Origin of the sequence: Bradyrhizobium sp. UBA2491 (genome assembly GCF_002341725.1) — a bacterium.
GTDB lineage: Bacteria > Pseudomonadota > Alphaproteobacteria > Rhizobiales > Xanthobacteraceae > Bradyrhizobium.
In genome coordinates this window covers 177,237-191,797 of record NZ_DDOP01000006.1, presented here as the reverse complement: position 1 = coordinate 191,797, position 14,561 = coordinate 177,237, and the positions used below count along the sequence as shown (strand labels likewise).

Below are 14,561 nucleotides of genomic sequence, written 5' to 3'. Positions count from 1 at the left end.
ATGCTGGCGACCAGATAGCGGGCAAAGCCTTTAAGATGAATGACTGCGGCCTGGCTGGACCGCACTCAGCCCGGCCACGACATGCTTAACCGAACGTCAAGATTCCGGATGCGCGGAACTGCGGGAATGTTATGATCGTGTGGGGGTTGGTGGCGTCATGGCGGGGCGTGGGTACACCATTTTCGACACGGCAATCGGCCGATGCGGCATCGCATGGGGCGAGCTTGGCGTTGCCGGCGTCCAGCTCCCCGAACTGCGCGAGATCGACACCCGCAAGCGCCTGTTCCAGCTCTATCCCGATGCGCGCGAGACGCGGCCGCCGGAGGAGATCGCTTTCGCGATCGAGGGGATCGCGGCGACCCTGCGCGGCGGCGATGGCGACCTTGCCGGCGTTGCGCTCGACATGACCGGCATTCCAGCGTTCAACCAGCGCGTCTACCAGGCCGTCCGCGCGGTTCCCCGCGGCGAGACGTGGACCTATGACGAGGTCGCGCGTGCGCTGCGCGCATCCGGGGCGGTGTATTCGGTGGCGCAGGCGCTCGGCCGCAATCCGTTCATGATCATCGTCCCTTGCCACCGCGTGCTGGAGACGGGCCATTATGCCGACCGGATTTCGCCGAATGGCGGCAGCGTCTCGAAGCGGCGGCTGCTCTCGATCGAAGGCGGCCAGCCGACCACCAGCAAGACGCTGTTCGACGTGCTGCTGCCAGTTGCAAGGCCCCGACCCCAAGCCTAGATCTGGGGCATGAACCGGACCACGCTGTTGCGGCGCGATCGCATCACGGTGAACGAGTTTCGCTGCACGGCGGAGCCCGGCGACAGGCCGTTCGCCGAGCAATTCGCCTGCCATTCCGTATCCTATGTGCGCAGCGGCAGCTTCGGCTGCCATTGCCGCGGCCGCTTCCATGAGCTGGTGGCGGGCTCGATCCTGGTCGGCCATCCCGGCGACGAATACACCTGCACGCACGACCACGTGGTCGGCGACGAATGCCTGTCGTTCTTCCTCGACCCCGAGCTGGTCGAGGCGATCGGCGACCGCACGGAGGTCTGGCAGGTCGGCTCGGTGCCGCCGCTGCCGGAATTGATGGTGATCGGCGAGCTCGCCCAGACGGCGGCAGCGGGCAACAGCGATGTCGGCCTCGACGAGATCGGTCACATCCTCGCCAGCCGCCTCGTCGAGCTGGTGTCCGACCGCAAGGCAAAGCCGCTCACCGCAGGCTTGCGCGATCGCCGCCGCGCCGTCGAGGCCGCGCTGTGGATCGACGCCCATTCGCAACATCAGATCGATCTCGACGATGCCGCCGAGCAGGTGGGCCTAAGCACGTTCCACTTCCTGCGGCTGTTCTCCGCCGTGCTCGGCGTCACCCCGCATCAATATCTGGTGCGCTCGCGGCTGCGCCATGCGGCGCGACGGCTGGTCGACGACGACAGCCCGATCACCGACATCGCCTATGATGTCGGCTTCGGCGACCTCTCCAATTTCGTGCGCAGCTTCCACCGCGCCGCCGGGGCCTCGCCGCTCAAGTTCCGCCAGGCCTCCCGCGGCGACCGCAAGATTCTCCAAGAACGGCTTGCGCTGCAATAGCAGGGTTGCTCCGGTCCGCGCGTCACCGACGCGCCCAACGACTGGAGATCCCACCATGTACGATCACATCGGATTGCGCGTCGCCGACCTCGACGCCAGCGTGCGTTTCTACACCGCGGTGCTGGCGCCGCTCGGCTTCGTGCTGTGCTCGCGCGACGACAGCGGCGCCGGCTTCGGCCCGAAGGGCGAGCCCGCGCTCTGGCTGCGTCTGCACAAGGGCAAGGCGCAAGGCGGCGCGCACATCGCGTTCCGCGCACCGAGCCACGAGGCGATCAAGGCATTCCACGGCGCTGGCCTGAAGGCCGGCGGCAAGGACAATGGCGCGGCCGGCCATCGCAAGGACTACAGCCCGACCTACTACGCGGCCTTCCTGCTCGACCCCGACGGCAACAATGTCGAGGCGGTGTCGACGTAAGCGCTTGCCACAATCTCCGCCGTCATTGCGCGCAGAGCGAAGCAATCCATAGCACCGCATGCGGGGAAGCAGGGATTGCTTCGTCGCCCTGCTCCTCGCAATGACGCCTTACAATCGGAGGATCACAATCCAGTGGCCGCAGCGCCGCTCAACAACAAACGGTTGGGGTCATGGGTCCTGGCTTTCGCCAGGAGGACGCCGAATACAATCACATTCTCTCGGGATGACGGTGTGGGAGCCGGGGATAACAGCGCAGAGCCCTACGACAACGCCGGCTGCGCTTCGGTGAGCGGCACTGACTTGCCCCAGCGCGTCAGGATCACGCTGAGGCAGGACAGCACGCCGAGCACGCCCATCGAGGCGGCGGCGAGTGTGAAGAAGTCTTGCGCACTGGCGTCATGCGTCGACAGCCACCAGCCGCCGGTGCCGATGAAGATCAGCCGCGCGGTCTGCGCCAGCACCGGCCCTAGCACCTTGGCGGCGCCCTGCGAGGAGAAATACATCGACATCGCAAGGCCGATGAAGGCGTACATCGGCGCGGCGGTCGAGAGATACTGGTGGCTGGTCGCCCGCACATGCGGATCGCTGGTGAACAGATTGACCCAGAGGTCGGGGAATACGGCGATGAAGCTGCCGACCACGCCGACCGAAAGGAACGACACCGTGCCCGCGGTCCAGGCGATGCGCCGCGCACGCGCGACGCGCTCGGCGCCGACCGCCATGCCGATCATCGGCACCGAGGCGATGCCGACCGCGAACGCCACCGAGGTCAGCATGAATTCGAGCCGCGCGCCGATGCCGTAGCCGGCGAGCACCGCGGTGCCGAACTGCGCCAGCATGTGGGTGAAGATCGAGATCGTCAGCACCGATTGCAGCGGCGAGAAGCAGGAGACCGCACCGACCTTGAGAATGTCGATGAACATCACCCATTGCACGCGCAGCCCCTTCAGCTTCGGCTTGACGCGGGCGCGGCCGGAGAACAGGTACCAGCCCATCACGCTGATGCTGATCGAATAGGCGATCAGGGAGCCGGCGGCGACGCCGCGCATGCCGAATTGCGGCACCGGCCCGAGGCCGAGCCCGAGCGTGCCGCCGAGCATGATCTGCCACACCGCCGACGACAGGATCATGGTCGACGGCAGCTTCATGTTGCCGGTGCCGCGCAGGATGCCGGCCATCGTGTTCATCAGCCAGGGCAGGATCGCGCCGCCGAAGAAGATCTGCGAATAGGCGATCGCCTGCGCCAGCACATTGCCGCGGCCGCCGAGCAGTTCGAGCAGGCGCGGGCCGAAGATCAGCATGCCGAGCATGAAGGTCAAACCAAACGTCAGGCCGATCAGCAGCGCATGCATCGCCAAGGTCGAGGCGCGCTCGATCTCGCCGGCGCCGAGCGCGCGCGCGATCGCGGATGCGACGCCGCCGCCCATCGCGCCGCCGGACATCGTCATGGTCAGGATCACGCAGGGAAACACCAGCGCCATCGCCGCGAGCGACTCGACGCCGAGCCGGCCGATATAGGAGGTCTCCGCGATCACGACGCAGGTGCCGGCGGAGAGCGCGATCACGTTCGGCCATGCCAGCCACACCAGCGTGCGCAGGATCGGCCCGTCGAGCAGCGCGTTGCGCGCCGGCTTCGTGACCGGCGGCGGCAGCGGCCGCTCTTGTTCGTCGACAGGTATTTCGGCGAGGCCGAGATCGGACATTTCTGCTCCCGAGCGCGTCGTTCGGAAGCGCGCCATGGTGTTTCCCTACCATGGCGGCGGCGGATTCCACGTGCGCGGGACGCAATGGGGGCCTGCGCGATTGCAGGTGACGCTTGATGAACCTCTGACCTAGCCGATCGACCAGACGAACGGCGCGCCGGCGGTGCTGTTCGGCTTCAGATGCACCGGAATGTGCCGTCCGCAGCCTGCGGCGAGCCCATCGAACAGGCCCGTCAGCACGCTGGCGCAGGCCGGATGATAATCGGCGACATCGGCCATCAGCTTCCAGCCCTGCTGGCGGATTTCGAACTGGCCTTCGGACTCGCTGATCTCGGCGACGTCATCCTGCGACTCGAACAGCGCGCGCAGGAATGCGGCAAATTCCGTGGCACGGCCACGGCTGGCGCCGAGCGCCTGCGCAACCTCGTCGTAATACTGCATGCCGATCAGCTTTCCGGTGAGATGCAGCAGATAGCTCGCATCCTCCGGGCCAAACACCTGCACGATGACGGGAGCTGCCGTCTTCACATATTCCATCGCGTAGTTGCGATAGGCCTTCTCCAACCGCCGACGCGGCCAACTATCGACCGGCAGCGCCGGTGCGGCCTTCGCATCAAATGCCGGCGCCTCGAGGTGGCGCGCGAACACCAGCCGCTGATCGAGCTCGAGCGGATGATCGTATTCGCAGTAATAGCCCTCGAGCCCGTCCTGGCCGTCGACGCTCTGCTTGGTGCAGACGAAGCCGAGCCTGAGATCGCCGAGCGCCACGCCATTGTTGGCATGCCAGCCGCGCAGCATCGCGCGCGAGACCTCGCCGGGCACGCCGCAGATCGCGGTGCCCTTCCAGATCCAGCGCGGCGGCGGATAGCGGATCCAGGCCTTGCGGTCGGTCTCGTACATGTATTCGACATGCACGCCACCGATCCAGTTGGAGAGATAGTGATACCGCGCGGCCGCGACCGCCGGCGGCAGGCCGTCGAGGCCGAGCTTCTTCAGGCCGGGCAGGAAGCGCTCCTGCTGCTGGCGGCGAAACACGCGAAAGACGAACTCGGCGGCGTCAGCCGTGCCGCGCCGCGTCACCACGGTAAGGATCAGCCCGGTGAAGAACGCGTGATAGAGATCGGCGACGCTGCGCCACTTCTGCCATTGCACTTCTTGCTGCGCTGAATCTGTTGCGGCGCTCATGTTCACTCCCGATTTGCTGTTTGCCGGAATGTGTCATCGCCGAAGCGGCGGTGCAACCAACCCACACTCGGTGTCATCGCCCGACTCGATCGGGCGATCCAGTATTCCAGAAACGGTCGTTATCGATGGAGAGGCCGCGGCGTACTGGATTCCCCGCTTTCGCGGGGAATGACAGCGGGGAATGACGGCGAGATCACGTTATCTCGCGACATGAAATCCGGCGCGCGGAATTACACGCGAGAATGCTTTGAGGGCTTCCGGGTCAAGGACTATCGATCCCGTCATCCTGAGGTGCGAGCCTTGCGGCGCAATTGCGCCGCTGGGCTCGCACCTCAGGATGACGGGGAGAGATCGCTACACGCGAAAATGCTTGGAGAGCTTCAGACCCTGCGCCTGGTAGTTCGAGCCGATGCGCTGGCCGTAGAGCGCATCGGGGCGCTCCAGCATGCGTTCATAGACCAGGCGGCCGACGATCTGGCCATGCTCGAGGATGAACGGCACCTCGCGCGAGCGCACTTCGAGCACGGCGCGCGCGCCCTTGCCGCCGGCGCCGGCATAGCCGAAGCCGGGATCGAAGAAGCCGGCATAGTGGACGCGGAATTCGCCGACCAAGGGATCGAACGGCACCATCTCGGCGGCGTAGTCCGGCGGCACCTGCACGGCCTCTTTCGAAGCCAGGATGTAGAACTCGCCGGGATCGAGGATCAGGCTGCCGTCGGACCGGGCCTTGATCGGCTCCCAGAAATCATCAACGGCATAGCCGCCGCGGCGATCGACATCGACCACGCCGGTGTGACGCTTGGCGCGATAGCCGACGAAGCCACCCGAGCTCTCGCCGGACAGATCGACCGACAGCGCGACGCCATGGGTGAGATCGGCATCGTCGATATCGACCAGCCGCTCGGCGGCATGCAGCGCATCGAGCTCGTCGGCGGACAGCGTCGCCTCGCCGATCCGGAAGCGGACCTGGCTGAGCCGCGAGCCCTCACGCAGCAGGACGGGAAACGTCTTTGGTGAGATCTCGGCATAGAGCGGGCCGTGATAGCCGGCGCCGATCATGTCGAAGCGGCGGGTGCCGTCGGCGATCACGCGGGTGAAGACGTCGAGCCGGCCGGTCGAGCTCTTCGGGTTGGCCGCAGCGACGATCTCCCGGGGCAACGCCAGGCTCTCCAGCAGCGGGACGATGTAGACGCAATTGGTCTCCAGCACCGCGCCGTCGGACAGGTCGATCTCGTGCAGCTTCAACTGGTCGATCCGCTCGGCGACGGTGGCGTCCGGTCCCGGCAGGAAGCTGGCGCGGACGCGATAGGCGATGTCGCCGAGCCGCAGATCGAGGCTCGCCGGCTGGATCTGGCTCTCGACAAAATCATAGGCGGGCAGGATGAGGCCAGCCTCCGCCATCTCCGCGATCATGCGGTCGGGCAGGATTCCGTTGGATTCATCTTCCAGCGTGAACGACACGATGCGGTCCCTCGGCGATCCCTTGAGATGGCCCAAAATCAACCTCTGAGCGGCCATCAAGCCCCAAAATATAGGCTTTTACGGGTTATCCGATGACCGTCTTGACGGAAAGGGCGCGAGGGAATATCAGCAGCACTTATCCCGTGGTGATTTGAGCCGGCCGGCTTGCAGCCACGTTAAATAAGTCGCTAAACAGGCCGGGGACAGTGTGATCCCGGTCTGTGGAGGTTACTCCAGGCCGGTTTTTTTGTGGCCGTTTTCGCTAGGAAATGGCCACTTCGGAGGTCACATGTCTGAATCCAAGTCTTCTGAATCCAAGGATACCGCCCGCTTCCGTCCCGAAACCCGCCTGGTCCATGGCGGCACGTTGCGCTCGCAATTCGGGGAGACGTCGGAAGGGCTGTTTCTCACCCAGGGCTATGTCTACGACAGCGCCGAGCAATGCGAGGCGCGCTTCAAGGGCCAGGATCCCGGCTTCATCTATTCGCGCTATTCCAACCCGACCATTGCGATGTTCGAACGCCGCATGATCGAGCTCGAGGGCGCGGAGGCCGCGCGCTCGACCGCGACCGGGATGGCCGCGGTGACCACCGCGATCCTCGCCCCGCTGAAGGCCGGCGATCACGTGGTGGCGTCGAAGGCGCTGTTCGGCTCCTGCCTCTATGTCGTGCAGGATTTGCTGCCGCGCTACGGCATCGAGACGACGCTGGTCGACGGGCTCGACCTCGACCAGTGGCAGCGCGCGTTGCGGCCGAACACCAAGACCTTCTTCCTGGAGAGCCCGACCAACCCGACGCTCGACGTGCTCGATATCGGCGCGATCGCCAGGATCGCGCATAGTGGCGGCGCCCGGCTGATCGTCGACAACGTGTTCGCGACCCCGATCTGGCAGAGCCCGCTGTCGCTCGGCGCCGACGTCGTGGTCTATTCGGCGACCAAGCATATCGACGGCCAGGGCCGCTGCCTCGGCGGCATCATCCTGTCGTCGGAGGCCTTCATCGCCGAGCACATCCACAATTTCATGCGCCAGACCGGCCCGTCGCTGTCGCCGTTCAACGCCTGGGTGCTGCTGAAGGGGCTGGAGACGCTCGGCGTCCGCGTCCGCGCCCAGACCGAGAACGCGGCGAAGATCGCCGAGGCGCTGGCGAGCCATCCGAAGGTCACCCGGCTGGTCTACCCCGGCCGCGCCGATCATCCGCAGGCCGCGACGGTGAAGAAGCAGATGGGCGCCGGCTCGACGCTGGTCGGCTTCGAGGTCAAGGACGGCAAGGCTGGCGCCTTCCGCTGCCTCAACGCGCTGAAGATCTCGCGCATCTCGAACAATCTCGGCGACGCCAAGAGCCTGGTCACGCACCCCGCCACCACGACGCATCAGCGCCTGGCGCCGGAGGCCCGTGCCGAACTCGGCATCAGCGAGGGCTTCATCCGCTTCTCGGCCGGGCTGGAGCATCCCGACGATCTGATCGAGGATTTCCAGCGCGCGCTGGAGCAGGTCTGAGGCTGATGCGAAAGACTTGTCGTGGCCGGGCTTGTCCCGGCCATCCACGTCTTGCTCGCAGCAACCGCCAAAGACGTGGATGCCCGGCACAAGGCCGGGCATGACGAAATTGTGGGCGATCGAGCGCTATTCCGTCAAGCGAGCGAACTTTACGTCGCCGCCGTCGTGACGCCGCCGTCGACCACGATGGTCTGGCCGGTCATGAAGGTGGAGGCATCGGAGGCGAGATAAGCCACCGCACCCGCGATCTCGTCGGGCTCGCCGATGCGGCGGAGCGGCGTCGACGCGGTGCGGCGCTTCAGATTGTCCGGATCCTCCCACAGCGCGCGGGCGAAATCGGTCTTCACCAGGCCCGGCGCGACGCAATTGACCCGCACGCCCTTCGGGCCCCATTCGCCGGCGAGGCTGCGGCACAGCGCGAAGTCGGCTGCCTTGGAGATGCCGTAGGCGCCGATCACGGTCGAGCCGCGCAAGCCGCCGATCGAGGAGATGATGACGACCGAGCCCTTGCCGCGCTCGGCCATTTGCGGGATCGCCAGCGCGGAGAGCCAGATGTTGCTCTTGACGTTGGAGCCCATGATCTTGTCGAAGGCCTCGTCCGTGATGTCGAGCAGCGGGCCGTAATACGGATTCACCGCGGCGTTGCAGACCAGGATGTCGATCTTGCCGTAATGCTTGATCGTGCCGGAGACCAGCGCCTCGACCTCGTTGCGGCGCGCGATGTTGCAGGGAATGACGAGCGCGTCGCCGCCGGCCTTCTTGATGCCGTCGGCGACCTCCTGGCAGGCATCCGCCTTGCGCGACGAGACCACAACCTTGGCGCCGAGCTTGGCCAGCAACTCGGCCGAGGAGCGGCCGATGCCACGGCTCGAGCCGGTGATGACGGCGACCTGCCCGGTGAGATCGAACGGGGTGTTTTTCATTGTTGTTGCCTCCCCGGCTCCGTCATTCCGGGGCTCGCGAAGCGAGAACCCGGAATCCATTGGGCCGCATCATTGGTGGTGAAATGGATTCCGGGCTCGCCGCTTTGCGACGCCCCGGAATGACAGTTGAGACTTACGCCAGCAACCCGCCGCCCTCGCTGACGCGACGGAGGTGGTAGTCGGTATCACCGAGCGTGTTCTCGATCATGGTCAGCCGCTTGAAGTAGTGGCCGATCTTGGCTTCCATGGTCATGCCGATGCCGCCATGCAGCTGGATCGACTGCTGGCCGACGAACTTCAGCGACTTGCCGATCTGCACCTTGGCGGCCGCGACCGCCGACGCACGCTCCTTGGCATCGCTGAAATCCGACGCCATGGTCGCGAACATCGACATGCTGCGGGCCTGCTCCAGCGCCACGAACATGTCGGCGGCGCGGTGTTGCAGGCTCTGGAACGAGCCGATCGCGACGCCGAACTGCTTGCGGGTCTTGATGTACTCGACGGTGTCCTTCAGCGACTGATCCATCGCGCCGACCGCTTCCGCGCACAGCGCAATGCGGGCTTCATCGGCGACGCGCTCGATCAGGGGCAGGCCGTTCTCGGGATCGCCGATCGCAGCGTCCGCACCGACCTCGACATTGGTGAAGGTGATGTCGGCCGCATGCAGGCCGTCCTGGGTCGGATAGCCCTTCTTGGTGACGCCCTTGGCATCGGCCGGGACCAGGAACACGCCGATGCCGCTCTTGTCGCGCTGGCCGCCCTTGGTGCGCGCGGTCACGATCAGCGTGTCGGCGTTCTCGCCGTTGAGCACGACGAACTTCTCGCCGTCGATCACCCAACCGTCGCCCTTCTTCTTGGCCGTGGTCACGACGTCGAACAGATCGTAGCGCGAGTTCTTCTCGAGCTGGGCGAAGCCGAAGGTCTTGCTGCCGTCGATGATGCCCGGGATGTACTTGGCCTTCTGCTCGGCCGAGCCGCCATGGCGCAGGAAGCCGCCGGCGACCACCACGGTCGCGAGATATGGCTCGACCACCAGCGCCTTGCCGAGCGCTTCCATCACGATCATGGTCTCGACCGCGCCGGCGCCGAAGCCGCCGTCGGTCTCGGCGAAGGGCAGACCAAGCAGGCCCTGCTCGGCGAGCTTGCCCCAGAGCGCTTTGCTCCAGCCGCCCTTCTCCTTCATGTACTTCTTGCGTGCATCGAAGTCGTAGGCATCCGCCAGCAACCCGTCGACGCTTTCCTTGAGAAGCCGCTGCTCCTCGGACAGATCAAAATCCATTTTACCATCTCTCCAAAATCACGAGGGCACTTGCCCTGATCTCCACTCGTCGTCCCCGCGAAAGCGGGGATCCAGTACTCGGCGGCGTTCATTGCGAATGACGGCCGCCGCGGCGTACTGGGTCCCCCGCACCAGGCGGGGGACGACAGCTGAATGTGTGGCCTACAGCCCCAGCACGGCCTTGCTGATGATGTTGCGCTGGATCTCGTTGGAGCCGCCGTAGATCGAGACCTTGCGGTTGTTGAAGTAGCTCGGCGCGATCTGCGCGGTCCAATCCATGCTCTCGTTGGAGCCGGCATCGCCGTGCTCGTCATAGGGCGCGGCGAACGGGCCGATGATCTCCATCAGGAGCTCGGTCGTGGTCTGCTGGATTTCCGAGCCCTTGATCTTGAGCACCGAGGAGGCCGGGTTGGGCTTGCCCTTGCCGTGCTTGCCCTCGTCGGCGACGACGCGGAGCTGGGTCAGCTCGAGCGCCTTCAGCTCGATCTCGCAGGCGGTGAGCTTCTCGCGGAACGCCGGATCCTCGATCACGGGACGGCCACCGGACTCGACCTTGGAGGCCAGCGCGCGAATGCGGCGCAGCCGCTCCTTCGAGACGCCGACCCGGGCAATGCCGGTGCGCTCATTGCCGAGCAGGAACTTGGCGTAGTCCCAGCCCTTGTTCTCCTCGCCGATCAGGTTCTCGTAGGGCACCTCGACGTCGTCGAAGAACACTTCGTTGACCTCGTGGCCGCCGTCGATGGTCTGGATCGGGCGCACGGTGACACCCTTCGACTTCATGCTGAACACGATGAAGGAGATGCCCATCTGCTTCTTCGCGTTCTTGTCGGTGCGGCAGAGGCAGAAGATCATGTCGGCGTGCTGGGCCAGCGTGGTCCAGGTCTTCTGGCCGTTGATGATCCACTTGTCGCCCTTGCGCTCGGCCGTGGTCTTCAGCGAAGCGAGGTCCGAACCCGAGCCCGGCTCCGAGAAGCCCTGGCACCACCAGTCGTCGACATTGGCGATGCGCGGCAGGTATTCCTTCTTCTGCTTCTCGTTGCCGAAGGTGTAGATCACCGGGCCGACCATGCTGACGCCGAAGGCGAGCGGCTGCGGCGCCGGATAGGATTGCAACTCCTCATTGAAGATGTAGTGCTGCACGGTGGTCCAGCCGGTGCCGCCATGTTCCTTCGGCCAATGGGTGACGCCCCAGCCCTTCTTGTTGAGGATGCGCCACCAGGTGACCATCTCGTCCTTCGACAGATGACGGCCTTCCTGCAGCTTGCGCCGTGTCTCCGGCGGCACGTTGTTCTTGAAGAACTCCCGCACCTCCTCGCGAAACGCTATCTCTTCCTTGGTGAAAGCGAGATCCATCGGATCCTCCTTTGAGCGAAATCTAACGCCTTGTTTCGTTGTCGTCCTGGCGAAAGCCAGGACCCATTACCACCGGCCTTCGTTGTCTTGCGAAGGCGACTACCGTCTGTGCCCCTCACCCCGGCCGCGGGGTACGGGTCCTGGCTTTCGCCAGGACGACGGTGGATTACTGCAACACCTCGAACAACCCGGCCGCGCCCATGCCGCCACCGACGCACATGGTCACGACGGCATACTTGGCCTTGCGGCGGCGGCCCTCGATCAGCGCGTGGCCGGTGAGCCGCGCACCCGACATGCCGTAGGGATGGCCGACCGAAATCGCGCCGCCATTGACGTTGATCTTCTCCGGATCGATGCCGAGCTTGTCGCGGCAGTACAGCACCTGAACCGCGAACGCCTCGTTGAGCTCCCAGAGGTCGATGTCGTCGACCGTGAGGCCATGGCGCTTCAACAGCCGCGGCACCGCGAACACCGGGCCGATGCCCATCTCGTCCGGCTCGCAGCCGGCGGAGACGAAGCCGCGGAAGATGCCGAGCGGCTTGAGCCCGCGCTTGGCGGCTTCCTTGTCGCTCATGATCACCGAGGCGCTGGCACCGTCCGACAGCTGGCTGGCATTGCCGGCGGTGATGGTGAAGCCCTCGCCGCGCACCGCCTTGAGGCTGGCGAGCCCTTCGGCCGTGGTCTCGGGCCGCGGACCTTCGTCCTGCGACAGCGTCACTTCCTTCATCGTGACGGCACCGGTCGCCTTGTCGGTCACCGCCATCATGGTGGTGATCGGCGCGAGCTCGTCCTTGAACTTGCCGCCCTGCTGCGCGGCCGCGGTGCGGCGCTGGCTCTCCAGGCCATATTCGTCCTGCCTCTCGCGCGAGATGTTGTAGCGCTTGGCGACGATCTCCGCGGTGTCGATCATCGGCATGTAGACCTCGCCCTTGATCTTGAGCAGCGCCGGATCCTGGGCATGGAAGCCATTCATCTTGTCGTTCTGCACCAGCGAGATCGACTCGCCGCCGCCGCCGACCGCGATCTCGACGCCGTCGAAGATCACCGAACGCGCGGCGAGCGCGATCGCCTGCAAGCCGGAAGCGCACTGACGATCGATGGTGGTGCCGGCGACCGTCACCGGCAGGCCGGCGCGCAGCAGCGCCTTGCGCGCGATGTTGCCGCCGGTCGCGCCCTGCTGCATCGCCGCGCCCATCACGACGTCCTCGATCTCCTTCGGATCGACCTTGGCGCGCGCCACCGCCTCGCCGATCGCGTGACCGAGCAAGGTCGCGCCTTCGGTGGCGTTGAGCGCGCCGCGATAGGCCTTGCCGATCGGCGTGCGGGCGGTGGAGACGATAACGGCGTCGGTCATGAACGGGATCCTGTAGTCTGTTGTTGGGTGGATGGAGATGATTTGGGCTGTTGCTGGCGCAGTTCGTGACGCGACAGCTTGCCAACCGGGGTACGCGGCAGCTCGTCGACGAACTCGACCGCCGCCGGCAATTCGTGCTTGCCAAGCTTGCCGGTGAGGAAGGCGCGCAGTTCGTCGTTCGAGAACGGCTGCTGGCCGTCGCGCAGCTTGATGAAGGCCTTCGCCGCCTCGCCGCGGTAATCGTCGGGAATGCCGATCACGATCACCTCCTGCACGGCGGGATGGGTATAGATCGCCTGCTCGATCATCTGCGGATAGACGTTGAAGCCGCCGGAGATGATCATGTCCTTCTTGCGGTCGACCAGGTAGAAATAGCCGTCGGCATCCATGTAGCCGATGTCGCCGGTGAGGAAGCGGTCGCCGACGAAGGCCTCTGCGGTCTCCGCCGGCCTGTTCCAGTAGCCCTTGGTGACGTTCGGGCCGCGGATGCGGATTTCGCCGACCTCGCCGACCGGCATCACCCTGGTGGAATCCTCCAGCGACACCACGTCCATCTCGATGCCGGGCAGCATCAGCCCGATCGAGCCCGGCTTCTCCGGTCCGTCCTTCGGGTGGCCGGTGCCGGGCGAGCAGGTCTCGGTCATGCCCCAGCCGCTCTTTAGCTTCATGCCGACGCGGCGCTCGAAGATCTTGGCGACCTCCACCGGCAGCGGCGCGCCGCCGGAGCCGGCAACCACCAGCGAAGACAGATCGCGCTTGTCGAGATCGGGCAGCGAGGCGATCGCGATCCACATCGTCGGCACGCCCGGAAACACCGTCGCGCGCTTGACCTCGATGTCGCGCATCACGGCTTCGACATCGAAGCGCTGATGCAGCGAGATCAGATGGCCGCGCCGGATCACCGACAGCAGCACGACGGTCAGCGCGTAGATGTGAAACAGCGGCAGCACGCAGATCACGCGCTCGATCGCGTTGCGTTCGAGCCGCCCGGGCTTGCCCCAGACGTCGTAGATCGACACCGCCGCGGTGAGATTGCCGTGGCTGAGCATCGCGCCCTTGGGCAGGCCGGTGGTGCCGCCGGTGTATTGCAGCAGCGCGACGTCCTCGACGTCGACGGCCGGCCATTGCGACGGCTTGGTCACGCCCTCGATGAACTGCCGGTGCGTGATGATCCCGGGATTGTCGGGCAGCGCGGTCTGCGGCGTGCCGACCTTGCCCCAATTGTCGTCCTCGCAAACGATCAGACGGTCGAGCAGACCCTTGTCGAGAAACTTCAGCGCGGTCGGCAGCAGCGCCGAGAGATTGCTGGTGACCAGCACGCGCGCGCCGGAATCGGACAGCTTGTGCGACAGCGCGATCTCGCCGTCGAGCGGCGACAGATGCACGACGCGGGCGCCGGCCTTCAACGCGCCGAAGAAATTGATCGGATGGTCAGGCGAATTGCCGAGGAACAGCGCAACCGACGTGCCCTTGCCGTAGCCGGCCCGCATGAAGGCGGCGGCAGCGGTCTCGACCAGGGCTTCCAGCTCGCCGTAGCTGATCGGCCGGTCGCGGAATTCGAGCACCGGGCGGGTGCCGAATTCTGCGGCCGCGGTCGCGAGCAGATCCGGCAGCGTGCCGCGCGTGATCTCGTCGCTCCACTTCACGCCGGGTGGATAATATTGTTCGCCGGGATAGGTCATGAAAGGTCTTGCATCCGTGAGGTGACCCCGCTGCGCGGGCTCCCCTCCCCCTTGCGGGGAGGGGTTGGGGGAAGGGGTACCACTCGGGCAGTCCCGATGCGGCCACCCCTCTCCCTCACCCTC

Annotated in this window: 12 protein-coding genes and 1 riboswitch; of the genes, 4 read left to right on the top strand and 8 right to left on the bottom strand. The window is 65.7% G+C overall.

The features are described from left to right. Positions 1 to 157: 157 nt before the first annotated feature. The 3 genes from B2W55_RS02320 to B2W55_RS02310 are packed head-to-tail and all read left to right on the top strand — an operon-like array spanning position 158 to position 2,000. Positions 158 to 736, top strand: coding sequence for a methylated-DNA--[protein]-cysteine S-methyltransferase (locus B2W55_RS02320; protein WP_024581745.1), 579 nt, complete (start codon positions 158 to 160; stop codon positions 734 to 736). A gap of 9 nt (positions 737 to 745) precedes the next feature. Beyond that, complete coding sequence (locus B2W55_RS02315) at positions 746 to 1,585, top strand: helix-turn-helix domain-containing protein (RefSeq protein ID WP_024581744.1); 840 nt, start codon at positions 746 to 748, stop codon at positions 1,583 to 1,585. A gap of 55 nt (positions 1,586 to 1,640) precedes the next feature. Then, positions 1,641 to 2,000, top strand: coding sequence for a VOC family protein (locus B2W55_RS02310; protein ID WP_024581743.1), 360 nt, complete (start codon positions 1,641 to 1,643; stop codon positions 1,998 to 2,000). A 260-nt stretch (positions 2,001 to 2,260) separates the two neighbouring features. Here B2W55_RS02310 and B2W55_RS02305 read toward each other — a convergent pair whose 3' ends face one another. From B2W55_RS02305 to B2W55_RS02295, 3 genes are all read right to left on the bottom strand, one after another. After that, the gene (locus B2W55_RS02305; RefSeq protein ID WP_024581742.1) at positions 2,261 to 3,703 is read right to left on the bottom strand and encodes an MATE family efflux transporter; all 1,443 of its coding nucleotides are present in this window, start codon (positions 3,701 to 3,703) and stop codon (positions 2,261 to 2,263) included. Positions 3,704 to 3,832: 129 nt separating this feature from the next. Further along, on the bottom strand, positions 3,833 to 4,888 hold the full coding sequence (locus B2W55_RS02300; protein WP_024581741.1) for a hypothetical protein: 1,056 nt from the start codon (positions 4,886 to 4,888) through the stop codon (positions 3,833 to 3,835). Between the two features lie 354 nt (positions 4,889 to 5,242). Continuing rightward, positions 5,243 to 6,349, bottom strand: coding sequence for a 2'-deoxycytidine 5'-triphosphate deaminase (locus B2W55_RS02295; RefSeq protein ID WP_024581740.1), 1,107 nt, complete (start codon positions 6,347 to 6,349; stop codon positions 5,243 to 5,245). A gap of 133 nt (positions 6,350 to 6,482) precedes the next feature. Next, positions 6,483 to 6,562, top strand: a riboswitch (SAM riboswitch). A 76-nt stretch (positions 6,563 to 6,638) separates the two neighbouring features. Between B2W55_RS02295 and B2W55_RS02290 the strand changes: the two genes are divergently transcribed. Further along, complete coding sequence (locus tag B2W55_RS02290; RefSeq protein ID WP_024581739.1) at positions 6,639 to 7,847, top strand: O-succinylhomoserine sulfhydrylase; 1,209 nt, start codon at positions 6,639 to 6,641, stop codon at positions 7,845 to 7,847. A 149-nt stretch (positions 7,848 to 7,996) separates the two neighbouring features. Here the strand turns inward: B2W55_RS02290 and B2W55_RS02285 are convergent, their stop codons facing one another. The 5 genes from B2W55_RS02285 to pimA form a co-directional block, all read right to left on the bottom strand. After that, positions 7,997 to 8,770, bottom strand: a complete 774-nt coding sequence (locus tag B2W55_RS02285; protein ID WP_024581738.1) for an SDR family NAD(P)-dependent oxidoreductase — start codon at positions 8,768 to 8,770, stop codon at positions 7,997 to 7,999. A gap of 133 nt (positions 8,771 to 8,903) precedes the next feature. After that, positions 8,904 to 10,049, bottom strand: a complete 1,146-nt coding sequence (pimD, locus tag B2W55_RS02280) for a pimeloyl-CoA dehydrogenase small subunit (RefSeq protein ID WP_024581737.1) — start codon at positions 10,047 to 10,049, stop codon at positions 8,904 to 8,906. A 162-nt stretch (positions 10,050 to 10,211) separates the two neighbouring features. Further along, complete coding sequence (gene pimC / locus B2W55_RS02275) at positions 10,212 to 11,402, bottom strand: pimeloyl-CoA dehydrogenase large subunit (protein WP_024581736.1); 1,191 nt, start codon at positions 11,400 to 11,402, stop codon at positions 10,212 to 10,214. A 166-nt stretch (positions 11,403 to 11,568) separates the two neighbouring features. Beyond that, entirely contained in the window at positions 11,569 to 12,756 is a 1,188-nt protein-coding gene (locus tag B2W55_RS02270; RefSeq protein ID WP_024581735.1) for an acetyl-CoA C-acyltransferase, read from the bottom strand. Next, complete coding sequence (gene pimA, locus B2W55_RS02265; RefSeq protein WP_024581734.1) at positions 12,753 to 14,438, bottom strand: dicarboxylate--CoA ligase PimA; 1,686 nt, start codon at positions 14,436 to 14,438, stop codon at positions 12,753 to 12,755. The genes B2W55_RS02270 and pimA overlap by 4 nt, the downstream gene beginning before the upstream one ends. Between the last annotated feature and the right edge of the window lie 123 nt (positions 14,439 to 14,561).

Excerpts from the sequence above, each read along its gene's own strand:
- B2W55_RS02320 (WP_024581745.1), top strand. The coding sequence starts at position 158 with ATGGCGGGGCGTGGGTACACCATTTTCGACACGGCAATCGGCCGATGC.
- pimD (WP_024581737.1), bottom strand. The coding sequence starts at position 10,049 with ATGGATTTTGATCTGTCCGAGGAGCAGCGGCTTCTCAAGGAAAGCGTC.
- B2W55_RS02310 (WP_024581743.1), top strand. The coding sequence starts at position 1,641 with ATGTACGATCACATCGGATTGCGCGTCGCCGACCTCGACGCCAGCGTG.
- B2W55_RS02270 (WP_024581735.1), bottom strand. The coding sequence starts at position 12,756 with ATGACCGACGCCGTTATCGTCTCCACCGCCCGCACGCCGATCGGCAAG.
- B2W55_RS02315 (WP_024581744.1), top strand. The coding sequence starts at position 746 with ATGAACCGGACCACGCTGTTGCGGCGCGATCGCATCACGGTGAACGAG.
- B2W55_RS02305 (WP_024581742.1), bottom strand. The coding sequence starts at position 3,703 with ATGTCCGATCTCGGCCTCGCCGAAATACCTGTCGACGAACAAGAGCGG.
- B2W55_RS02290 (WP_024581739.1), top strand. The coding sequence starts at position 6,639 with ATGTCTGAATCCAAGTCTTCTGAATCCAAGGATACCGCCCGCTTCCGT.
- B2W55_RS02300 (WP_024581741.1), bottom strand. The coding sequence starts at position 4,888 with ATGAGCGCCGCAACAGATTCAGCGCAGCAAGAAGTGCAATGGCAGAAG.
- B2W55_RS02285 (WP_024581738.1), bottom strand. The coding sequence starts at position 8,770 with ATGAAAAACACCCCGTTCGATCTCACCGGGCAGGTCGCCGTCATCACC.
- pimC (WP_024581736.1), bottom strand. The coding sequence starts at position 11,402 with ATGGATCTCGCTTTCACCAAGGAAGAGATAGCGTTTCGCGAGGAGGTG.
- pimA (WP_024581734.1), bottom strand. The coding sequence starts at position 14,438 with ATGACCTATCCCGGCGAACAATATTATCCACCCGGCGTGAAGTGGAGC.